This is a genomic window from Geodermatophilus sp. FMUSA9-8 (genome assembly GCF_037034165.1).
Classification (GTDB): Bacteria; Actinomycetota; Actinomycetes; order Mycobacteriales; family Geodermatophilaceae; genus Geodermatophilus; species Geodermatophilus nigrescens.
Genome location: NZ_JBAGKE010000002.1, coordinates 300,895 through 321,869, shown reverse-complemented (window position 1 = coordinate 321,869; position 20,975 = coordinate 300,895). Strand labels below are relative to the sequence as shown.

The window sequence follows — 20,975 nt, the reverse complement described above, 5'->3', positions numbered from 1 at the left end:
GCGCGGCGTCAGGCGAAGTGGTCCTTGTAGATCACGCCGTGGACGCCCACGGTCCGGTCGACGACCTGGGACACCTCGAAGTCCGCGGCCGCCGAGAGGTACGCGTACGCCACCGACCGGTCCATCCCCCGGTCGTGCTCGAGGAAGTCGAGGGCGTTGACGACCGCGCGGCGGGCGGCGACGTCGAGGTCGACGAACTGCCCGTCCCGGTAGCCGTCGGGGTCGGACAGGCCGATGGGCAACCAGGCGTCGGGGCTCTCGCCGAAGGGGTACCGGAAGGCCACCGACGGCGCGTCCCCGGAGCCCGGCCGGCAGACGGTCAGCCGGAAGGTCAGCCGCAGTGACCCCTCCAGCGCGGTGAGCGCGACCTCGCCGTGTCCCATCGACATGTGCGGGTCGCCGACGGAGAACAACGCGCCCTCGGCGACCACCGGCACGTAGAACGCCGAGCCGACGGTGAGCCGCCGGATGTCGATGTTCCCGCCGCCTCGCGTCGGCGGGATCGAGTTGACCAGCGGGTCGTTCGGCGCGGGCGCGTCCGCGACGGTGGCCACCGCCATGAGGCCGGGGAAGCAGTCGACCGGCCAGGAGACCCGGTTCCCGCCGGTGCCCACCGGCAGCGACGCCCGGAGGACCCCGCCCCGTCCCCGGGCGACGGGGGTGAACACCGAGACGTTGCCGTAGCGGGTCGGGTCCCCGGTGGCGCGTCCGTCGGTCCCGACCGGCGGCATGACCTCCGCCTCGGTGATCCCGCCCGCCGGGGTGGCCAGCTGCCGGGCGAGCGCGCCCTTGCCGTGGCGGCTGGAGACGACGCCGTAGGGGACGCGGGGCAGGGCCGTGAGCGGCTCGATCTTGAGGACGTCGCCGGGCCGGGCGCCCTCGACGTACACGGGCCCCGTGACGACGTGCGGGCCGTCGGCGTCGAAGTCGCGGGGGTGACGGGCGTACCCCGCGGCGATGGCCACCGCGTCGTCGAGGACCTGGTCGCGCGGCACGCCCCGCGCCGCGAACCAGCCGACGGGGTCGCGGCCCTGGTCCTCGAGGATGCCCTCGTGGCTCACGGTGTCCACCGTGACGGTGCGGCCGGAGGCGACCCGGAGGACCGGCGCGTCGGTGGTGCGCGGGAGGTACCCCCAGAGGACCTCCTCGACCCGGGAGGGCAGGTAGACGTCGCCGTCCACAGGTCCGCGTCCCGGCTGCAGGACCTCTCCGGGCAGCCGGGCCCGCCCGCCCGGCGTCGCGCGCGCCGGCCCGGCCGCGGCGAGCCCGGTGCCGAGGGCGGCGGTGGCGAGCGCCGCCTGGACGAAGGCCCGCCGGCCGAGGCCGCGCTCCACCACGGTCGCGGCGGTCGCGGGATCCGGGCCGGTCGGCTGCTGCGGGATGTCGCTCACGGGGTCCTCCGGGTGCTGCGGGCGGTCGGTCCCCCGCCGGTCTACGGACCCCGTGTTGCGGCCCCGCGACGCCGGTGTCGGTCCCGTTTCCGGGGCGCGCGCCCGCTGCGGAACGTCACCCGGCGACCACGGGGGACGCGCTCCCGAGCCGGGAGGACGTGAGCACCGGAACGTCGCCGTCCGCCTCCGGGGAGTCACGTCCCGCCGGAGTGTGTGTTCTGGGTCACACGGATCCTGGGTGTTCCCTGTACGTGCCCTGGACGCCGGGCCATCCTCACCCGATCGGGGGACCGGTACGCGCCCGCCGGCCACCACGCCGGCGGGCCCGACGAGGGGACACGGGATGGCAGATCGCCGAACGAGATCCACGAGGACCGGCACCAGGGCCCTGGCGGCGGGCGCGGGAGGGCTGCTGGTGGCGTTGACGCTGCCGGCGACCGCCGCGGTCGCGGCCCCGGGCGGCGGTGGCGGCCACGGTGGGGGCCATGGTGGTGGGTGCGAGAACCGCAGCAACAACACCTACGAGAAGCTGCTCCACTGCGTGATGGTCGGAGGCGTCCTCGAGCACCTCGAGGAGTTCCAGAAGATCGCCGACAACAGCGACGACCCGGTCTACCCGGGTACCCGGGCCGCCGGCACCGACGGGTACGCCGACAGCGTCGACTACGTGGCCGGGCTGCTGGAGGAGGCGGGGTACGAGGTCTCGTTCACCGACGTGGAGATCACCTTCAACTTCCCGGCCGAGCTCGAGCAGCTCACCCCGGTCGCGGCCGAGTACGAGACGGGCGTCTACACCGGCAGCGGGTCGGGCGAGGTGAGCGGGGCCGTCATCCCCGTGGACCTCAACCTCACCGGCGACCGCGCGAGCACGAGCGGTTGCGAGGCGGATGACTTCGCCGGCCTCGACCTCTCGGGGCCCGCCGACATCGTGCTGATCCAGCGTGGGACGTGCACCTTCGGACTCAAGGCCCAGAACGCCGATGCCGCGGGCGCCGAGGCGGTCATCGTGATGAACCAGGGCAACAGCCCGGACCGCGAGCCCCTCTTCATCGGTGACGCCACCAGCCTCGACCTCGAGGGCACGCAGCCGGCTGACTACGACATCCCGGTGGTCGGTGCCAGCTTCGCGGACGGCGTGGCGCTGTCCCAGCCGGGCTCGACGGCGCGCGTCAACGTGTTGCCGAGCGAGACCCGTACCGACCGCAACGTGATCGCCGAGCTGCCCGGGAAGAACCGGGACAACGTCGTCATGGCCGGCGCCCATCTCGACAGCGTGATCGAGGGGCCGGGCATCAACGACAACGGTTCCGGTTCGGCCGCGCTGCTCGAGACGGCGCTGGCGATGGCCAACCTCCGCCCCGAGAACACGCTGCGGTTCGCCTGGTGGGCCGGTGAGGAGCAGGGCCTGCTCGGCTCCGCCGCCTACGTCGAGGGCCTGCCGGCAGCCGAGCTCGACCGGATCGCGCTGTACATGAACTACGACATGGTCGGGTCGCCGAACTACATCTTCATGGTCTACGACGCCGACCAGTCGACGTTCCCGGCGCCCGAGGGGGTCCCGATCCCCGAGGGCTCGACGGCGATCGAGGACGTCTACGAGTCGTTCTACACCGCGATCGGGCAGCCGTACGACGACACCGAGTTCTCCGGCCGGAGCGACTACGAGGCGTTCATCCTCGCCGGCATCCCGTCGAGCGGCCTGTTCACCGGGGCGGAGGAGATCAAGACCGAGGAACAGGCGGCCATCTGGGGCGGCACGGCCGGTGACGCGTTCGACCCCTGCTACCACCAGGCCTGCGACACGATCGGGAACCTCGACCTGTTCGCGCTCGACGTGAACAGCGACCTGATCGCCTTCGCCATGCTCACGTTCGCCTACTCCACGGAGAGTGTGAACGGCGTCGTCGGCAAGCAGGTCCCGGGCCGGCCGTTCACGCTGCCGGAGCCGGCCGGTCCCGAGGGGACGTTCGCCGAGGACGGCGGCGGGGGACTGGCGCACTCACACCACGCCGTCGCCTGATCGCCGACAGCGGCGGGGCCGGTCCCTCCGGGGGCCGGCCCCGTCCGCGTCGTCAGGCGGTGTGCACCACGTGGAAGGTCTCGGCGAGGCGCCCGTCGGGGAGGCCGTGGGAGCGGGCGTTCTGCGCCATCCAGCCGGTGACGAAGGCCTCCAGGTCGTCGAGGTGGCCCACCTGCGACACGTGGCTCTTGAGCGCCGCGAACTTGAGCTCGACGACGTCGGTCACGTCGACGGCGTGGTCGGCGCGCGGGCTGGCGCCCAGCCACACCTCCGACACCGTCCACGCCTCCAGGCCCTCCTCGCCCAGCAGCTCCGGGAAGGCGAACGGGTTGCGGGCGTCGGGGTAGACGGCGCGCAGCGTCGACTCGCCCACCGTCATGTGGTCGGGGTGGCTGGCGCCGATCCGCTCGTAGTACCGCTCGGGCGAGCTGGTGAGCACCCGCTGCGGCCGCACCTGCCGGATCACCCGGGAGATGTCGCGGCGCAGCTCGAGGGTCAGCTCGAGCCGGCCGTCGGGGTAGCCGAGGAACCGGACGTCGGTGACGCCGACCGCCTTGGCCGCCGCCGTCTGCTCCTCGCGGCGCAGCGGGCCCATCCGGTCGCGCGGGGTGTCGTCGAAGCCGCCGGCGTCGCCGTCGGTGACGATCAGGTAGGTCACCTCGGTGCCCGCGGCGGTCCAGGTGGCCACCGTCCCGGCGCTGCCGAAGTCGACGTCGTCGGGGTGGGCGAGCACGCAGAGGGCGCGCTCGACGTGCTCGGCGGGCCTGCGGGGCGGCGGTGCGGTCACCGGCGGAGCCTATGCGGGCGCCGCACCGGCCCCCAGTCCGGACAGCTTGTCGGGGTTGAGCACCACGAGGACCTGCTGGACGAGCCCGTCGGCGACGCCGAGCGACACCGCCACGAACGGCCCGGCGTCGGTCCACGCCGCCACGCCGGGCAGGCCGTTGACGTCGGCCAGCTCCATCCGCAGCCCGGGCAGCGCCGCCCCGCCGGAGGCGACCGCGGCCAGGAACCGGGCCACCTTGTCCGCGCCGGTGATCGGCCGCAGCGCCGCCTTCGACCGCCCGCCGCCGTCGGTGACCAGCACGGCGCCGGGCGCGAGCGCCGCCAGCAGCGCGTCGACGTCGCCTCCGACGCACGCCGCGAGGAACCGCTCGGTCACCTCGCGGTGGGCGCGGCGGTCGGCGTCGAACCGGGGCCGCCGGGCCTCCACGTGCTCCCGTGCCCGGTGCGCGAGCTGCCGCACGGCGGCCTCCGAGCGGCCGAGCGCCGCGGCCACCTCGGCCGCCGGCAGGCCGAACACCTCGCGGAGCACGAAGACAGCCCGCTCGGCGGGGGAGAGGGTCTCCAGGACGACGAGCAGCGCCAGCGACACCTGCTCGCCGAGCGCCACCTCGTCGGCGGGGTCGGGTCCCGTGGCGGTGGCCCCCGGGGAGGTCGGCGCCGCGCCGGTGAGCAGCGGCTCGGGCAGCCACGGGCCGACGTAGGTCTCCCGGCGGGCGCGGGCGGAGGTCAGCCGGTCGAGCGCCAGGCGGGTCGTCGTCCGCACCAGCCAGGCGCGCGGGTCGGCGACGTCGCCCCGGTCGGCCGCCGACCAGCGCAGCCAGGCGTCCTGCACGGTGTCCTCGGCGTCGGCGACGCTGCCCAGCATCTGGTAGGCGACGGTGAACAGCAGCCGCCGGGCGGCGTCGAACGGCGGCAGCGGGTCGCTCACGTCCCGGCCGGGACGTCGCAGCGGTCGCGGAAGCCCTGGCTGTGCAGGCCCATCGCGGCGTTGAACCGCGACCGGCTGTTCTCCACGGCGACCATCATCGTCAGCTCGACCAGCGCGGCCTCGCCCAGCTCGCGCCGCAGCGCCTCCACCATCCCGTCGGTGACGCCGGGCGGCGTGGTGCTCATCGCCTCGGCGTACTCGACGACCCGCCGCTCGAGGCCGGTGAGCGCGTCGTCAGTGCGCCACGAGGGCACGGCGCGGACCTTGGCCGGGTCGACGCCGTCCTGCGTGCTCACCCAGTACCCGAAGTCCACGCACCACGAGCAGCCGATGGTGACCGCCGACGACATGACGGCCAGCGCCTTGAGCGTCGGGTCGAGCCGGTCCCACCGGGCGAGGGCCTGCTCGTGCCGCAGCTCGGTGAGCAGCAGGCGCGGGTGGTGGCCCATCGCGGCGGCGGGCTGCAGGCGCGCGCCGTACCGGCGGCGTGAGTACAGGTCGACGACGCGGGTGAGCAGCGTGCGCGGCGGGTCGAGCGGGATGCGGGCGGTGCGGGTCTCGGTCACGGCGGCGTCCTCTCGTCGGGGCATGCCCTCCAGACGACGCAGCCGGCCGATCCGTGACACCGGCGCTAGAGGCGGCCGCGCCCCTGGCGGAGCAGCATCATCCCGAGCGCGGCGCCGTCGGCACCCAGGGCGTCCTGGAAGCGGGCGATGACCTGCTGCTCGCGGGCGAGCGAGAGCCGGGTGCCGCCGGAGTCCCGGCGCAGCTGCCCGATCTCCTGCGACACGGAGAGGCGGCGCCGCACGAGCCGGATCAGCTCGGCGTCGCAGGCGTCGATCTCCCCGCGCAGCTCGGCGATGCGCTCGTCGGCGGGGGTGCTGGTGGCGTTCATCTCGGTCTCCTGGCGGGGCGGGAGCCTCCGGGCCCAGGAACGAGAGACGCCCCGGGCTCCTCGGGCCCGGGGCGTTCGTCGCGGCGGCTGCTCAGCCAGCGGCTACGGACACCGGAACCCGGTGCCCGTAGGAAAAGCTGACGGTGGCGAGCAGCACGCCGTCGAGTGTGACACACGCCGGTCCCCGTCCCCAGGGGGTCCGACGGCGGCCGGGACCGTCACCCGGTCGAACTACAGTGGTGTGGCTATGAGCAGCGTGCAGCAGGCCCTCCCCGGAACCGCCGCGCTCCAGCGTTCCGCTCCCGGCTCGGCCGGCCGGGAACTGGACCGCATGCTGGCCGGACTCAACGGTCCCCAGCGCCAGGCCGTCGTCCACGAGGGCGGCCCGCTGCTCATCGTGGCCGGCGCCGGGTCGGGCAAGACCCGCGTGCTGGCCCACCGCATCGCCTACCTCCTCGGCGCGCGCGGCGTGCAGCCCGGCGAGGTCCTGGCGATCACCTTCACCAACAAGGCCGCCGGCGAGATGAAGGAGCGGGTGGCGCAGCTCGTCGGGCCGCGCGCCCGCGCCATGTGGGTGTCCACGTTCCACTCGATGTGCGTGCGCATCCTGCGCGCCGAGGCGGCCAAGCTCGGCCTCAAGTCGTCGTTCACGATCTACGACCAGGGCGACTCGGTCCGGCTCATGACGATGGTCGCGCGCGACCTCGACCTCGACGCCAAGCGCTACCCCGGCCGCAGCCTCACCGCCCAGGTCTCGAACCTGAAGAACGAGCTCGTCGACGAGGAGTCGTTCGACCCCCAGACGGCGCCGGAGAAGGTGCTCAAGGAGGCCTACACGCTCTACCAGCGGCGGCTGCGCGAGGCGCACGCGCTGGACTTCGACGACCTGATCATGACGACGGTCAACCTGCTGCAGGCCTTCCCCGACGTCGCCGAGCACTACCGGCGCCGGTTCCGGCACGTCCTGGTCGACGAGTACCAGGACACCAACCACGCCCAGTACGTCCTGGTGCGCGAGCTGGTCGGCGCGGGGGAGGGGCCGGTCCCGCCCGGCGAGCTGTGCGTCGTCGGTGACGCCGACCAGTCCATCTACGCCTTCCGCGGCGCCACGATCCGCAACATCGACGAGTTCGAGCGCGACTACCCGCAGGCCACCACGATCCTGCTGGAGCAGAACTACCGCTCCACGCAGCGCATCCTCAAGGCCGCGAACACCGTCATCGCCAAGAACACCGGCCGCCGTCCCAAGAACCTGTGGACCGACGCCGGCGACGGCGAGCTGATCGAGGGCTACGTCGCCGAGAACGAGCACGACGAGGCCGCCTGGGTCGCCGAGCAGATCGACGCGCTGGTCGACGAGGGCAAGGCCCGCCCGGCCGACATCGCCGTCTTCTACCGGACCAACAACGCCTCCCGTGTGTTCGAGGAGGTGTTCATCCGCGTCGGCATGCCCTACAAGGTCGTCGGCGGGGTGCGCTTCTACGAGCGCAAGGAGGTCCGCGACGCGCTGGCCTACCTGAAGGTGGTCGCCAACCCGGCCGACGTCGTCAGCCTGCGCCGCGTGATCAACACGCCCAAGCGCGGCATCGGCGACAAGGCGGAGTCCTGCGTCGAGCAGTTCGCCGACCGGGAGCGGATCGCGTTCGCGACGGCGCTGCGCCGGTGCGGGGAGATCACGACGCTGGCGCCGCGCTCGCTCAAGGCGCTGCAGGAGTTCGTGACGCTGCTGGAGGAGTTCGAGCAGCTCGTCGAGACCGGCTCCGGGCCGGCCGCGCTGCTGGAGAGCATCCTCGACCGCACCGGCTACCTCGCCGAGCTCGAGGCCAGCACCGACCCGCAGGACGAGGGCCGCGTCGACAACCTCAACGAGCTCATCTCGGTGGCCGCCGAGTTCGAGGCCACCAACCCGGGCGGCACGGTCACCGACTTCCTCGAGCAGGTCTCGCTGGTGGCCGACGCCGACCAGGTGCCCGTCACCGGCGACGAGGCCGGCGTCGTCACCTTGATGACGCTGCACACCGCCAAGGGGCTGGAGTTCCCGGTCGTCTTCCTCACCGCGCTGGAGGACGGCGTCTTCCCGCACCTGCGGGCGCTCGGCGACCCCAAGGAGCTGGAGGAGGAGCGCCGGCTGGCCTACGTGGGCATCACGCGGGCGCAGCAGCGGCTGTTCCTCTCCCGCGCCACGGTGCGCACGAGCTGGGGCCAGCCGGCCTACAACCCGCCGTCGAGGTTCCTCGACGAGCTGCCGGGCGACACCGTCCACTGGGCGCGCACCGACCCGACGCCGGCCCCGAGCACCGGGTCCGCGCAGCAGCGGGTGGCGGCCACGGGGCTGTCCACCGGCGGCCTGCGCGGCGGTCGCGGGAACCGGGCGGTGATCTCCGTGGAGGTCGGCGACCGGGTCAGCCACGACGCGTTCGGCCTGGGCACCGTCGTCGAGGTCAACGGCGTGGGGGAGAAGGCGCAGGCCACGGTCGACTTCGGCTCCGGCGGCACCAAGCGCCTCGTCCTGCGTTACGCCCCGCTCGTCAAGCTCTAGCCCCGAGGAGCGGGGACGCGGAGCGTCCCCCGACGAGGGGGCTGCGGTCGCGGCACCGGGCGGGGTGCGCTCGGTGCCGCGGATGTCAGGGCGACCCGCCCCGCGAGGTGCGCCGAGGAGCGGGGCCCGGAGGGTCCCCGACGAGGCGCAGGGAGCAGCTCAGCGCAGCCGGGGGACGGCACCTGGCCGCGGTGTCGGCCGGAGGCCGACAGACAGCACAGATCAGATGGCGACGCCGCGGTCGGCGAGCCACTCCTCGGGGTCGATCGGGCGGCCGGTCATGCCGCCGCGGTGGATCTCGTAGTGCAGGTGCGGCCCGGTCGACTGGCCCTCGTTGCCGACCTTCGCGATCTGGTCGCCGGCGTGCACGATGTCGCCGGCCGAGACGTCGTAGTAGCGCATGTGCCCGTAGATGTGCACGTTGCCGTCGGCGTCCTGGATGTAGACGGCGTTGCCGTAGCCCGACGCGCGGCCGGCGCGCAGCACCACGCCGTCGGTGGCCGAGTAGATCGGCGTGCCCAGCGGGGCGGCGAGGTCGATGCCCCAGTGCATGGAGCCCCAGCGCTGGCAGAAGCAGGTGGTCATCCGGCCCGACGTCGGCAGCACGGTCTCCGGCTCGCGGGCAGCGCGGGAGGCGGCGAGCTCGGAGAGCCGGACGGCGGCCTCGGCCTCGGTGATGCCGCGCCGTGCGCCGGCCTCGTCCAGGCCGCCGGAGAAGCCGATGTCGGCGGCGCCGAGGCCGTAGTCGGCGGCGCTCGCGGTGACCGGCTGCGGCTCGTTGCCGGTGAAGGTCGGGACGGCGGCCACGAGCGCACCGGCGACCAGCGCGCCGAGCCACATGCCGCCGCGGCGGCCGGGAGGACGGCGGACGGCGCGGCGCGCGGCCGGCTCGGACGCGGCCGGCTCGGACACAGCCGGCCCGGCGGACCGGGCGGGCCCAGCAGCGGACTCGGCGGCCGGCGCCGGGGTGGCGGGAGCGGCGGGAGAGGTGACCGGCGCGGCCGGGGCGGGAGCGGCAGGTGCGGAGGCGGTCGCGGGCGGCACCGCCGGGACGGACGCCGTGCGCGGCGGCGGCACCGCGGCCACCGGGCGCAGGCCCGGGATGCGGCCGGTCGCCTCCAGCTCGGCCGACGCGCGGCCGGCGGCAGGCTCGAGGAGCGCGGTCACGCAGATCCCCTTCGTCTCCGCTCCCGGGACCACGAAGTGCAGCGGTCCGTCGGGGGAGCGACGGCGGTGGAGGCGCCCGGTGGACGCCCGCCGGTGGGTACCGGCGCCGTGATCGGACCGTAACGTTCCGTCAGTCCGTACCGCGGTAAGCGACGCTGCGTGTCGCCATGTCTCCCGAGGGTGACCGATCAGGCGACGGCGGCCGGGGCGTCCATCGGCGTCGCGACGGTGCGCAGGCCGGCGAGGGTGGCCGCGACCTCGTCGACGACGACCCGGGAGAACGGCAGCGTGATGTGCCCGAGGCCCCGCACGAGCACGTTGCGCGCCCGCAGGTCGGGGTGGTCGCAGCGGCCGTTGCGCGTGGGGATGACCAGCTGGTCGAGGTCGCTGTAGACGGCGGTCATCCGGGTGTCCCAGTGCGGCGCGGGCGCGGCGAGCTCCTCGAGCACCGCCGACCCCGGGCGCAGCTGGCGGACCATCGGCGTCGGCAGCAGGTGGGCCAGCACCGACCCGCCGTGCGGGGTGCCCAGCGTCGTCAGCGACTCCACGCGCCGCCCGCCGCCCTGCAGCTGGACGTAGTGGCGGGCGATGAGCCCGCCCAGGCTGTGCCCGACGACGTGCACCCGGTCGTGCCCGGTCTGCGCGCAGATCCGCTCGACGTGCTCGCCGAGGTCGCGGGCGCCCTCGGCCACGTCGCCGAGGAGCGGGCTGTAGTTCCAGGTGCAGACCTGCGCGAAGCCGCGCCGGCGCAGGCCGCGGCGCATCAGGGTGAAGATCGAGCGGTTGTCGACCAGGCCGTGCACCAGCAGCACCGGGATGCGGGCGGCCAGGGGGTCGGCGGCGAACAGGGCCCGGACCGACGGCGACTGCTCGCCCGGGCGGCAGCGGACGTCGGGACGCAGCGCCTCGGTGCGCGTGCCGAGCGGGTACATGAGCACGTGGGCGCCGACCCAGGCCAGCTCGGCGATGCCGCCGGTCACCGTGGCCGGCGTCGCCAGCGCCCGCAGCACGCCCCGTGGCGTCCCGGAGGAGACCTCGCCCGTGTGCGACTCTGGACCGGGCCCCCGATAGCCGGTCGTGCGCATGGACAGGTCCTCCCGTCTGTCGGCCACCGGCCTGGTCCCGGGACCTGGGTCCCGTCGGCGGCCGGAGCACCCCTGCTGTGCTCCGTTCACCTGACGGTAATGCCCCTGTGTGGCCACGGTCACACGACGAGTGCCGCGTCTCGACGAGATCGAGGCCGGATCGCAACACATCTCGACGAAGACGCGATGACACGACCGCGACGATCACAGGGCGACGATCGGATCGCGACGAAAGGGGAACCGTGGCCGGCCGCGACCGCTCCGCCCGTGACGACCGCACACGCGGCGCCACCGCCCGGCGCGCCGCCTCCGCCGCCGGCCCCGGACGGCGCGGCACCGGCAACCGGCCCGCCGGGGACCGCCGGACGCCGCGCACCCCCGCCGCCTCCGTCCCCGCCGACGGGCTGGTGGTCGGCGACGTCCCGCCGGTCGCCCGCGCCGCCGGCGTCGCGCTCGTGCTGGCCGGCCTCGCCGGGATCGCCGCGCTGTTCCCGACCTACCTCGTCGTCGGCGGGCAGGAGCTCGTCCTCGGCCGCGGCCTCGGGGCCGTCCTCGTGGGCCTGCTCGTCCCGGTGGCGTCGATCGCCGTCGGCGCGGGCCTCGCGGTGGGCCGCGTGCCGCGCCTGGGGCTGGCCTACGCCGGGGTCGGCGGCGCGCTGGCCCTGGGCTCGCTGCTCATCGAGGTCTACCGCGGCAGCAGCTCCACCGTGCGCCCGGGCATCGAGGTGCTCGCGGGGGAGCGGGTGCTCACCAGCTCCGTGACCACCGGCGCCGGCTGGTGGCTCTCGGTCACCGCGCTCGCCCTGACCGTGCTCGCCGGCGCCCTCGCCGCCGCGTCGTGGGGCCGCACCGTCATGGAGGACCGCGGCGCCCTCGACCCCGCCCGCCCCGGGCTCGCCGGCGCCGCGGTGCTGCTCGGCGTCCTCACCGTGCTGTGCCTGGCGCTGCCCGCCGCCGACGTCCCCGACCGGCTCGTCGACGACCCCTCCACCGGCCTCGAGGTCGTCGTCGAGCAGCAGGGGCCGCAGGCGTTGCTCGAGCGGCCCGGCCTCGCCCTCCTCGGCGGCCTGCTGCTCGCCGGTGCCGTCGTCCTCGCCTCGGTGCTCGCGCCCTCGCTGCGTCCGCGGCTGGCCGCCGTCGGCGGCCTGCTGGCCGTCGCGGTGACCGTGCTCGCCGCCGCCCTCGCGGGCCTGCGCGACGCCGTCACCTCCGACGACCTCGAGTGGACGGTCCCCGGCGCCGGCCTACTTGCCGCCGGCCTGGGCTACGCGCTGCTCACCGTGCTGGCCTGGCGGCTGCGCCGCGCCGCCGCGTGACCCCGGTCGAGCGGCTGCGCGTCGTCGTCGCCGGCCCGGACGGGCACGACGACCCGCGGGCGGTCGCGCTCGCGCGGGCGCTGCGCGACGCCGGCGCCGAGGTCGTGCTCACCGGCGTGCCCGCGTCGCCGGACCGCCTGGCCGCCACCGTCGTCCAGGAGGACGCCGACGCCGTCGGCCTCGCCGGCGCGCCTCCCCGGCTGCTCGCCGGGCTGCTCGGCCGGCTGGCCGGCGACGGCGCCGACGACGTGACCGTCTTCGTCCTCGGCGACGACGGCGAGCCGCCCGCCGGTGTCCTCCGGTTCCCCGACGGCACCCCGCCCGACGACGTCGTCGCAGCGCTGCGCCGCGCCTGACCTGCGGGCCCGGCGGGGGCGTCCACCCGGGAGCGTGTGACCCCGCGCACGGCACCCACCGCCGGTGCGGCAGGCCGGTTCCCCGGGGGCTACGGTGCCTGTCCGTGGATCTCTTCGAGTACCAGGCGCGTGACCTGCTGGCCTCGCACGGCGTGCCCGTGCTCCCCGGCGGCGTCGCCGAGACACCCGAGCAGGCCGAGGCGATCGCCCGCGAGATCGGGCAGACCGTCGTCGTCAAGGCGCAGGTCAAGACCGGCGGGCGCGGCAAGGCGGGCGGCGTCAAGCTGGCCGACAACGCGGAGGACGCCAAGGCGCGCGCCCAGGACATCCTCGGGCTGGACATCAAGGGACACGTCACCCATAAGGTGATGGTGGCCCAGGCCAGCGACATCGCCGAGGAGTACTACTTCTCCTACCTGCTCGACCGGTCCAACCGCACCTTCCTGGCCATGGCCAGCGTCGAGGGCGGCATGGAGATCGAGCAGCTCGCCGTCGAGCGCCCCGAGGCCCTCGCCCGGATCCCGGTCGACGCCGGCAAGGGCGTCGACGAGACCAAGGCCGCCGAGATCGTCGACGCCGCCGGGTTCGCCCCCGAGGTGCGCGACCAGGTGATCGCCATCGCCGTGCAGCTGTGGGACGTCTTCAGCAAGGAGGACGCCACGCTCGTCGAGGTCAACCCGCTGGCCAAGGCGCCCGACGGCACCGTCCTCGCGCTCGACGCGAAGGTGACCCTCGACGAGAACGCCGCCTTCCGGCACGCCGCGCACGCCGAGCTCGCGGACACCGCCGCCGCCGACCCGCTCGAGGCGCGCGCCAAGGAGAAGGACCTGAACTACGTCAAGCTCGAGGGCGAGGTCGGGATCATCGGCAACGGTGCCGGCCTGGTCATGAGCACCCTCGACGTCGTCGCCTACGCCGGTGAGGAGTTCGGCGGCGTCAAGCCGGCCAACTTCCTCGACATCGGCGGCGGCGCCTCGGCGGAGGTCATGGCCAACGGCCTGGAGATCATCCTCTCCGACCCGGCCGTGAAGAGCGTCTTCGTCAACGTCTTCGGCGGGATCACCGCCTGCGACGCCGTGGCCAACGGCATCGTCTCCGCGCTCGGCATCCTCGGCGACGAGGCGACCAAGCCGCTGGTCGTCCGGCTCGACGGCAACAACGTCGAGGAGGGCCGCCGGATCCTCGCCGAGGCCAACCACCCGCTCGTGACCGTGGTCGACACGATGGACGGCGCCGCGCGCCGCGCCGCCGAGCTCGCCGCCTGATCGCCGCGACCGAACAGGAGACAGAGAGATGTCGATCTTCCTCAACGAGAACAGCAAGGTCATCGTCCAGGGCATGACCGGCTCGGAGGGCAGCAAGCACACGCAGCGCATGCTGGCCTCCGGCACCGCGATCGTCGGCGGCGTGAACCCCCGCAAGGCCGGCACCAGCGTCGACTTCGAGGGCGCCAGCGTGCCGGTGTTCGGCGGCGTCGCCGAGGCCATGAAGGAGACCGGCGCCGACGTCAGCGTCATCTTCGTGCCCCCGCCGTTCGCCAAGGCGGCGGTCATCGAGGCGATCGACGCCCAGATCGGGCTCGCCGTCGTCATCACCGAGGGCATCCCGGTGCACGACTCGACCGCCTTCTGGGCGCACGCCCAGGGCAGCTCGACGCGGATCATCGGCCCGAACTGCCCGGGCCTGATCAGCCCCGGGCGCTCGAACGCCGGCATCATCCCGGCCAACATCACCCAGCAGGGCAAGATCGGGCTGGTCAGCAAGTCCGGCACGCTGACCTACCAGATGATGTACGAGCTCCGGGACATCGGTTTCTCCACCGCCATCGGCATCGGCGGCGACCCGGTCATCGGCACCACGCACATCGACGCGCTGCAGGCCTTCCAGGACGACCCGGAGACCGAGGCCATCGTGATGATCGGCGAGATCGGTGGCGACGCCGAGGAGCGCGCGGCCGACTTCATCAAGGCCAACGTCACCAAGCCCGTCGTCGGCTACGTCGCGGGCTTCACCGCCCCCGAGGGCAAGACGATGGGCCACGCCGGCGCGATCGTGTCCGGCTCGGCCGGCACCGCGCAGGCGAAGAAGGAGGCCCTCGAGGCCGCCGGCGTCGGCGTCGGCAAGACGCCGTCGGAGACCGCCCGCCTCATGCGGGAGCTCGTCGGCGCCTGACCGCCAACCCCGCGAACTGCCCCGGCCCCTGCCCAGGAGCCGGGGCAGTTCCGTTCGTCGGGGCCCGGTCGCGGCCCGGTCACGATCCCGCCCCTTCGTGGGGAGGGGTGGGCGTGGCGGGGTTGCAGCCCCGCGACGGAGGGGGAGAGCATCCGCGACGCCGTACCCAGGAACGAGAGAGAGCCGAACCATGACGTCCAGTCAGCCGCCGCAGCAGCCCGGGGGCCCCGGCCAGCCGGGTCCGGGCGGCCAGCCGGGGTACGGGCAGCAGCCGCCGCCGTACGGCGCCCCCCAGGGGCAGCCCCCGTACGGCCAGCAGCCGTACGGTCAGCAGGCGCCCAACGGCCAGCAGTCCCCCTACGGTCAGCAGCCGCCCTACGGCGCGCCCCAGGGGCAGCCCCCGTACGGTCAGCAGCCCCAGGGCCCGTACGGCCAGCAGCCGCCGTACGGCCAGCCGTGGGGGCAGCCCCCGCGCCCGGCGGGCGCGGGCTTCGACCTCACGCGCCTGAAGGTGGCCGACTACGTCGTCGCCGCCGGTGCGCTGCTGTTCCTCGTCCTGGCGATCCTGCCGTGGATCGACTTCGACGACAGCTACTTCTCCACCGACTACAACGTGAACGGCTTCTCGTTCAGCGGCCTGGTCACCTTCAGCTTCATCCTGCTGCTGGCGGCGGCCGTCTGGGCGCTGCTGCCGGCGGTCACCGAGCTGCGCCTGGGCTTCCCGCGCAGCTGGGTCACCGTGGGGCTGGCCGGGCTCGCGCTGCTGCTCACGCTGATCGCCTGGATCCAGACCTTCGACTGGGAGTTCAGCCTGGTCGGGCTGCTCGCGCTGCTGGTGACCGCCGCGGTCACCGCCGTCGCCGTCCTGCGGCTGATCCCGGAGCTGCGCACCCGCCCGGCGCTCCCCGGTGCCGTCGCCGGGGCCGCCCAGTGGGCCAACCAGCAGGCGCCGGAGTTCGGCCAGCACGGCTCGTCCACCAACCCCGGCCCGCCCGCGTCCTCCGGGCAGCCCGGCACCTACGGCCAGCCGCAGCCGTACGGCCAGCCGCAGCCCTACGGGCAGCCCCAGCCCTACGGCCAGCCGGGGCAGTACGGCCAGCCGGCCCCCTACGGCCAGCCGGTCAGCAGTGGGGGCAGCCGCAGCCGGGCCAGCAGCCGGGCCAGCAGCACGGCCAGCACGACGCCCAGCCCGCCACCCCGTCCCCGGCCACCGACCCGGGCCGGCAGCCCGGCGGTTCGAGCGCCTCGGGCCAGGGCCAGCCCTGACCTGAGCGCGCACGCGAGCACTGCGCGTCCCCGGACGCACCCGTCCCGACGAGGGCCGGCGGCACCCGCCGCCGGCCCTCGTCGGCGTCCGGGACCCGGTCCCGGCGCGTGCGACCGGCATCCGGCCGCCGCGCTTGCGAGAGTGGGGACGTGGTCTCCCTGCTGGCGCGCCTGCCCGTCCCCGGCCGGCAGCAGTCGGCCGCACGCGGGGCAGGCCTGACGGTCGCGGCCACCGCGGCGGTGACGCTGCTCGGCCTCGTCGGCCTGGGCCTCGCGGTCGTCGTCGTCCAGGCGCTGGACCCCACCGGCGGGCTGCCCGTCGGCGGGTCGGTCCGGGTGGCCGGCCGGCTGTGGCTGCTGGCCAACGGCGGCGGCCTCGACCTCGGGTCCGGGCCGGTCGTGCTCGCCCCGCTGCTGCTCACCCTCGCCGTCGCCGTCGGCCTGTCCCGCGCGGCGCGCGGGGTCACCCGGGTGACCGGGGCGGCCGGGGCCGGCGCGGCCGGCGTCGTCGTGGCGACCGTGGTGGCGGTGCACGCGTTGCTCGCCGTGCTGCTGGCGCTCGCCGTCGACGGGCCCGGCGCGCGCACCGACCTGCTGCGCTGCGCGGCCGGTGCGGCGGTCCTCGCGCTCGTGGCGGGCGGCTGGGGCGTGCTGCGGGAGAGCGGCCTGGCCGACGCCGCCCTCGACCGGCTGCCCGGGCCGGTCCGGCCCCTGCTGCCGGCCGTCCTGGCGGGCCTGCTCGCCGCCGGCGGGCTGTGCTGCGCGGTGGTCGCGGTCGCCGTGGGCGCCGACGCCGCCGGGTACGCGGCGGTCGAGGAGTCGCTGGGCGGGTCGGCCGCCGGCGTCCTCGGGCTCCTGGCGCTCGGCGCGCTGCTGCTGCCCAACGCCGCCGCCGCGGCCCTCGGGGTCGCCGCCGGGCCGGGCTTCTCCGTCGGCGCGGCGACCGTCGTCTCCGTGCACGGGGTCAGCCTCGGCCCGGTCCCCGCGCTGCCGCTGCTGGCCGCGCTCCCCGACACCCAGGCCGTGCCCCTGCTGGCCTTCGCCTCGCAGGCGGTGCCCGCGCTCGCCGGCCTCGTGGCCGGCACGGTGCTCGGCCGCCGGATGGGCGACGACGACGGCGGCTCGGTCTCCGCGGGCCTGTGGGGCGTCCTCACCGGGCTGCTGCTGGGGGTCGCCTCCGGGCTGGCCGTCGCGGTCGCCGGCGGCTCGCTGGGCGACGGCGCGCTGGCCGACGTCGGGGCGCCGCCGGTGGCCACCGCGCTGGCCGTCGCGCTGCAGGCCGGCATCGCCGCGGCCCTCGCGGCGGCCGTGGCCCGCTGGCGGGCGCGGGACTGACGCCCCGTGCGGCCGGCCCCGTCCCAGGGCTCGCGCCGAGCCTGCGAGGCGGGAGGAGGACGGGGTCCTCATAGGATCAGCGGCGTGCCGGCCGCTCCATCCCCCGCGCGGGCGCGGGTCGTGGTGCTGCTGTCGGGCACCGGCTCGCTGTGCGCGGCGCTCCTCGACGCCGCCGACGCCCCCGGCTACCCCGCGGAGGTCGTCGCCGTCGGCGCCGACCGCGAGGCCGCCGGCCTCGGCCACGCCCGCCGCCGCGGCCTGCCCACCTTCACCGTCCCGCTGCGCGCCTTCCCCGACCGGGCCGCCTGGGACGCCGCGCTGGCCGACGCGATCGCCGCGCACCGCCCCGACTGGGTGGTCTCCGCCGGGTTCATGAAGATCGTCGGCCCCGCCGTGCTGGCGCGCTACGAGGGCCGGCTCGTGAACACCCACCCCGCGCTGCTGCCGGCGTTCCCGGGCGCGCACGCCGTCCGCGACGCCCTGGCCGCCGGCGCGGAGGTCACCGGCAGCACCGTCCACCTGGTCGACGCCGGCGTGGACACCGGCCCGGTGCTGGCGCAGCGCGAGGTCCCGGTGCTGCCCGGCGACGACGAGGACCGACTGCACGAACGGATCAAGGCCGTGGAGCGCACGCTCCTGGTGGAGACGGTGGCGCGACTCGTCACCGGGACGACGGAGGAGAGCGCGCGATGACCGAGAGCCGGACCCCGGTGCGCCGAGCCCTGCTGGGCGTGTACGACAAGACCGGGATCGAGGAGCTCGCCCGCGGGCTGGCCGACGCCGGCGTCGAGCTGGTGAGCACCGGGGCCACCGCCCGCCGCATCGCGGAGGCCGGCATCGCCGTCACCCCGGTCGAGCAGGTCACCGGCTTCCCCGAGTGCCTCGACGGGCGGGTGAAGACCCTGCACCCGGCGGTGCACGCCGGCATCCTCGCCGACCGCCGGAAGCCCGAGCACACAGCGCAGCTCGACGAGCTCGGCATCGCGCCCTTCGACCTCGTCGTGGTCAACCTCTACCCGTTCACCGAGACCGTCGCCTCGGGCGCGACGCCCGACGAGTGCGTGGAGCAGATCGACATCGGGGGCCCCGCGATGGTGCGCGCCGCGGCGAAGAACCACCCGGCGGTGGCCGTCGTCGTCGACCCGGCGCGCTACGGCGACGTGCTCGCCGCCGTCGCCGCGGGCGGGTTCACCCTCCCCGAGCGGCAGCGGCTCGCCGCGGCGGCCTTCCGGCACACCGCGAGCTACGACGTCGCCGTCGCCTCCTGGATGGGCAGCGTGCTCGCACCCGACGACGAGTCGGCGTTCCCCGCGTGGGTCGGCGCCTCGTGGGAGCGCGCCGACGTGCTGCGCTACGGCGAGAACCCGCACCAGCAGGCCGCGCTCTACCGCGGCGGGACGCCGGGCCTGGCGCACGCCGAGCAGCTGCACGGCAAGCAGATGTCCTACAACAACTACGTCGACACCGACGCCGCCTGGCGGGCCGCGCAGGACCACAACGACCCCTGCGTCGCGATCATCAAGCACGCCAACCCGTGCGGCATCGCCGTCGGCGCCGACATCGCCTCCGCGCACCGCAAGGCGCACGCCTGCGACCCGGTCTCGGCGTTCGGCGGGGTCATCGCCGCCAACCGCGAGGTCGACCTCGCCATGGCCGAGCAGGTGGCCGGGGTGTTCACCGAGGTCGTCGTCGCGCCGTCGTTCACCGAGGACGCGGTCGGCGTGCTGACGGCGAAGAAGAACATCCGGCTGCTGCGGCTCGACGGCGCCGCGCGCCCCGCCGTGGAGATGCGGCCGGTCGGCGGCGGGCTGCTGCTGCAGACCGCCGACCGGATCGACGCCGCCGGCGACGACCCGACGACGTGGACGCTCGCCTGCGGGGAGCCGCTGGACGCCGCGGGCCTCGACGACCTGGTGTTCGCCTGGCGCTCGGTGCGCGCGGTGAAGAGCAACGCGATCCTGCTCGCGCACGACAAGGCGACCGTCGGCGTCGGCATGGGCCAGGTGAACCGGGTGGACTCCGCGCGCCTGGCGGTCTCGCGGGCGGGGGAGCGGGCCGCCGGGTCGGTGGCCGCCTCCGACGCGTTCTTCCCCTTCGCCGACGGCCTGCAGGTGCTCCTCGACGCCGGCGTGCGCGCGGTGGTGCAGCCGGGCGGGTCGGTGCGGGACGAGGAGGTCGTCGCCGCCGCGAGCGCGGCCGGCGTGCCGCTCTACCTCACCGGGACCCGCCACTTCGCCCACTGATGCCGGGGTCGCGGCCGCACGTCCGGCCCCCGGAGGACGGCGCCGAGGTCACCGACGCCGACCTCTCCTCCGTGGACTGGTGGGGCGCCGAGCTCGAGGGCGTCACGTTCACCCGCTGCCGGTTCCACGACGCCGACCTGACCGAGCTGGTCACCCGGCGCTGCGTGTTCGACTCCTGCGTGCTCACCGGGGTGCGGATGAGCGGCTCGCGGCACCGCGGGTCGGCGTTCCTGTCCTGCCGGTTCGACCGCGCGCGGCTCATCGACGTCGTGTGGGACGGCTGCAAGCTCACCGGCTCGCACTTCCCGGGCGCCACGCTGCGGCCGCTGACCAGCACCGACTGCGACTGGAGCTGGACGTCGCTGCGCGGGGCGGACCTGTCGGGCACCGACCTGTCGGGCCAGCGGTTCCGCGAGGCCGACCTGACCGACGCCGACCTGCGCGAGTGCGACCTCACCGGCGCCGACCTCGACCGGGCGCGGATGCAGGGCGCGAAGCTGCCCGGGGCCGACCTGCGCGGCGCGGCCACCGAGGCGTGGCCGTGGCGCGGGCTGGAGCTCACCGGCGTCCGGCTCGACCTGCCCCAGGCCGTCCAGCTCGCCCAGGCCCACGGCGCGAGGGTCGAGTAGTAGGGGAGCCGCCCTGACACCTGGTCGGCCTACCGGCCTCCACCGCGGCCAGGTGCCGTCCCCCTGCTGCACGGAGCCCCGTCACGACGTCCCGACCGGGAGCCTCCGGCCCCGCGGACGGGCCGCCGTCCCCGCAGGGCGGCTCACCCCTACCGGTACCGGGGGCCCTTGAGCATCGCCCAGAGGGCGCCCAGCAGGCCGAGGACGCCGACGGCGCAGCCGAACCAGAAGCCGAGGGCGAACCGGCCGGCGTCCCACTCCTCGCGGGCCAGCGGGACGAGCACCGCCGCGATCGCCAGAGCGCTGACGAACAGCGCCAGCACCCCGAGCGTGCGGTGGGTGCGGGCCGGCAGCCACAGCAGGATGCCCAGCACGAACAGCACCGCGCCGCCGAACACCACGGCCAGCGGCTGCCAGAAGCCCGACGACGTCAGCTGCGAGAAGCCGTCGCCGAGCTCGGTGAACCCGCGCCCGACGAGGTCCCAGCCGCGGTCGGGGGTGTCGGCCAGCCAGCGCAGCAGCACGCTGATCCCGGCGGCGATCCCGGCGAGGATGCACAGCAGCCCGGCGAGCGACGCCGGTCGGCGCACCGCCACCGGCCGGGTCGAGTAGTTGGGCGAGGTGTAGTAGTTCTCGCCCGTCCCGGCGTAGCCGTGCGCCCCGGAGCCGCCGGCCCCCGGCGCCGTCTGCTCCCGCCACCCACCGGCCTGTGCGGCGGGCATCTGCCGGGTCGACGGGTCGGGCTCGCTCATCGGCACTCCTCGCGGGGCGGGCGGTACGGCGCGGGGGAGGCGCCGCCGCGAGCGTAGGGCCGGGAGGGCCCCGCCGGGGACGCCTCCGGCACACT

General features: G+C 75.4%; 19 protein-coding genes. 11 read left to right on the top strand and 8 right to left on the bottom strand.

The genetic code is table 11. The features are described from left to right. Nucleotides 1-8: 8 nt before the first annotated feature. Nucleotides 9-1,391, bottom strand: a complete 1,383-nt coding sequence (locus tag WA616_RS05710; protein ID WP_336028094.1) for an acetamidase/formamidase family protein — start codon at nt 1,389-1,391, stop codon at nt 9-11. A 415-nt stretch (nt 1,392-1,806) separates the two neighbouring features. Here WA616_RS05710 and WA616_RS05705 point away from each other — a divergent pair, with 415 nt between their 5' ends. After that, nucleotides 1,807-3,411 carry a M28 family metallopeptidase gene (locus WA616_RS05705; RefSeq protein WP_336028093.1) on the top strand — a complete coding sequence of 535 codons (1,605 nt, stop codon included), beginning with the start codon at nt 1,807-1,809 and terminating at the stop codon, nt 3,409-3,411. Nucleotides 3,412-3,463: 52 nt separating this feature from the next. Here WA616_RS05705 and WA616_RS05700 read toward each other — a convergent pair whose 3' ends face one another. The 4 genes from WA616_RS05700 to WA616_RS05685 form a co-directional block, all read right to left on the bottom strand. After that, nucleotides 3,464-4,198 (bottom strand): PIG-L deacetylase family protein, encoded by a 735-nt coding sequence (locus WA616_RS05700; protein WP_336028090.1) that lies wholly within the window; start codon nt 4,196-4,198, stop codon nt 3,464-3,466. Between the two features lie 9 nt (nt 4,199-4,207). After that, entirely contained in the window at nt 4,208-5,125 is a 918-nt protein-coding gene (gene sigJ / locus WA616_RS05695; protein ID WP_336028088.1) for an RNA polymerase sigma factor SigJ, read from the bottom strand. Further along, nucleotides 5,122-5,691: a carboxymuconolactone decarboxylase family protein gene (locus WA616_RS05690; RefSeq protein ID WP_336028087.1), complete on the bottom strand. Its 570-nt coding sequence runs from the start codon at nt 5,689-5,691 to the stop codon at nt 5,122-5,124. The genes sigJ and WA616_RS05690 overlap by 4 nt, the downstream gene beginning before the upstream one ends. 65 nt (nt 5,692-5,756) lie before the next feature. Beyond that, nucleotides 5,757-6,020 carry a chorismate mutase gene (locus tag WA616_RS05685; RefSeq protein WP_336028085.1) on the bottom strand — a complete coding sequence of 88 codons (264 nt, stop codon included), beginning with the start codon at nt 6,018-6,020 and terminating at the stop codon, nt 5,757-5,759. 247 nt (nt 6,021-6,267) lie between these two features. Here WA616_RS05685 and pcrA point away from each other — a divergent pair, with 247 nt between their 5' ends. Next, entirely contained in the window at nt 6,268-8,559 is a 2,292-nt protein-coding gene (gene pcrA, locus WA616_RS05680) for a DNA helicase PcrA (RefSeq protein WP_336028084.1), read from the top strand. A 222-nt stretch (nt 8,560-8,781) separates the two neighbouring features. On the opposite strand, the gene WA616_RS05675 is transcribed toward pcrA, so the two are convergent. Further along, nucleotides 8,782-9,726 carry a M23 family metallopeptidase gene (locus tag WA616_RS05675; protein ID WP_336028083.1) on the bottom strand — a complete coding sequence of 315 codons (945 nt, stop codon included), beginning with the start codon at nt 9,724-9,726 and terminating at the stop codon, nt 8,782-8,784. A gap of 188 nt (nt 9,727-9,914) precedes the next feature. Further along, complete coding sequence (locus WA616_RS05670) at nt 9,915-10,736, bottom strand: lipase family alpha/beta hydrolase (RefSeq protein ID WP_336028082.1); 822 nt, start codon at nt 10,734-10,736, stop codon at nt 9,915-9,917. A gap of 317 nt (nt 10,737-11,053) precedes the next feature. On the opposite strand from WA616_RS05670, the gene WA616_RS05665 reads away from it, so the two are divergent. From WA616_RS05665 to WA616_RS05625, 9 genes are all read left to right on the top strand, one after another. Further along, nucleotides 11,054-12,127, top strand: a complete 1,074-nt coding sequence (locus WA616_RS05665) for a hypothetical protein (RefSeq protein WP_336028080.1) — start codon at nt 11,054-11,056, stop codon at nt 12,125-12,127. Continuing rightward, nucleotides 12,124-12,483: a cobalamin B12-binding domain-containing protein gene (locus WA616_RS05660; RefSeq protein WP_336028078.1), complete on the top strand. Its 360-nt coding sequence runs from the start codon at nt 12,124-12,126 to the stop codon at nt 12,481-12,483. Before WA616_RS05665 ends, WA616_RS05660 begins: the two co-directional genes overlap by 4 nt. A gap of 104 nt (nt 12,484-12,587) precedes the next feature. Then, nucleotides 12,588-13,748, top strand: a complete 1,161-nt coding sequence (gene sucC / locus WA616_RS05655) for an ADP-forming succinate--CoA ligase subunit beta (protein ID WP_336028077.1) — start codon at nt 12,588-12,590, stop codon at nt 13,746-13,748. Between the two features lie 28 nt (nt 13,749-13,776). Beyond that, complete coding sequence (gene sucD / locus WA616_RS05650) at nt 13,777-14,655, top strand: succinate--CoA ligase subunit alpha (protein WP_073421452.1); 879 nt, start codon at nt 13,777-13,779, stop codon at nt 14,653-14,655. 190 nt (nt 14,656-14,845) lie between these two features. Next, a complete protein-coding gene (locus WA616_RS05645; protein WP_336028074.1) occupies nt 14,846-16,141 on the top strand; it encodes a hypothetical protein in 1,296 nt (431 codons plus the stop codon). Further along, nucleotides 16,072-17,256 carry a cell division protein PerM gene (locus WA616_RS05640; protein WP_336028072.1) on the top strand — a complete coding sequence of 395 codons (1,185 nt, stop codon included), beginning with the start codon at nt 16,072-16,074 and terminating at the stop codon, nt 17,254-17,256. The genes WA616_RS05645 and WA616_RS05640 overlap by 70 nt, the downstream gene beginning before the upstream one ends. A gap of 84 nt (nt 17,257-17,340) precedes the next feature. Then, nucleotides 17,341-17,949 carry a phosphoribosylglycinamide formyltransferase gene (gene purN, locus WA616_RS05635; protein ID WP_336028070.1) on the top strand — a complete coding sequence of 203 codons (609 nt, stop codon included), beginning with the start codon at nt 17,341-17,343 and terminating at the stop codon, nt 17,947-17,949. After that, nucleotides 17,946-19,499, top strand: coding sequence for a bifunctional phosphoribosylaminoimidazolecarboxamide formyltransferase/IMP cyclohydrolase (gene purH / locus WA616_RS05630; protein ID WP_336028068.1), 1,554 nt, complete (start codon nt 17,946-17,948; stop codon nt 19,497-19,499). The genes purN and purH overlap by 4 nt, the downstream gene beginning before the upstream one ends. Continuing rightward, nucleotides 19,499-20,128, top strand: a complete 630-nt coding sequence (locus WA616_RS05625; RefSeq protein WP_336028067.1) for a pentapeptide repeat-containing protein — start codon at nt 19,499-19,501, stop codon at nt 20,126-20,128. The genes purH and WA616_RS05625 overlap by 1 nt, the downstream gene beginning before the upstream one ends. Before the next feature lie 149 nt (nt 20,129-20,277). On the opposite strand, the gene WA616_RS05620 is transcribed toward WA616_RS05625, so the two are convergent. Further along, nucleotides 20,278-20,880 (bottom strand): hypothetical protein, encoded by a 603-nt coding sequence (locus WA616_RS05620; RefSeq protein WP_336028066.1) that lies wholly within the window; start codon nt 20,878-20,880, stop codon nt 20,278-20,280. Between the last annotated feature and the right edge of the window lie 95 nt (nt 20,881-20,975).

What these genes read in the sequence shown, in the direction of transcription:
- WA616_RS05685 (WP_336028085.1), bottom strand. Translation starts at nt 6,020, where the DNA reads ATGAACGCCACCAGCACCCCCGCCGACGAGCGCATCGCCGAGCTGCGC.
- pcrA (WP_336028084.1), top strand. Translation starts at nt 6,268, where the DNA reads ATGAGCAGCGTGCAGCAGGCCCTCCCCGGAACCGCCGCGCTCCAGCGT.
- sucD (WP_073421452.1), top strand. Translation starts at nt 13,777, where the DNA reads ATGTCGATCTTCCTCAACGAGAACAGCAAGGTCATCGTCCAGGGCATG.
- WA616_RS05645 (WP_336028074.1), top strand. Translation starts at nt 14,846, where the DNA reads ATGACGTCCAGTCAGCCGCCGCAGCAGCCCGGGGGCCCCGGCCAGCCG.
- purH (WP_336028068.1), top strand. Translation starts at nt 17,946, where the DNA reads ATGACCGAGAGCCGGACCCCGGTGCGCCGAGCCCTGCTGGGCGTGTAC.
- WA616_RS05625 (WP_336028067.1), top strand. Translation starts at nt 19,499, where the DNA reads ATGCCGGGGTCGCGGCCGCACGTCCGGCCCCCGGAGGACGGCGCCGAG.
- WA616_RS05620 (WP_336028066.1), bottom strand. Translation starts at nt 20,880, where the DNA reads ATGAGCGAGCCCGACCCGTCGACCCGGCAGATGCCCGCCGCACAGGCC.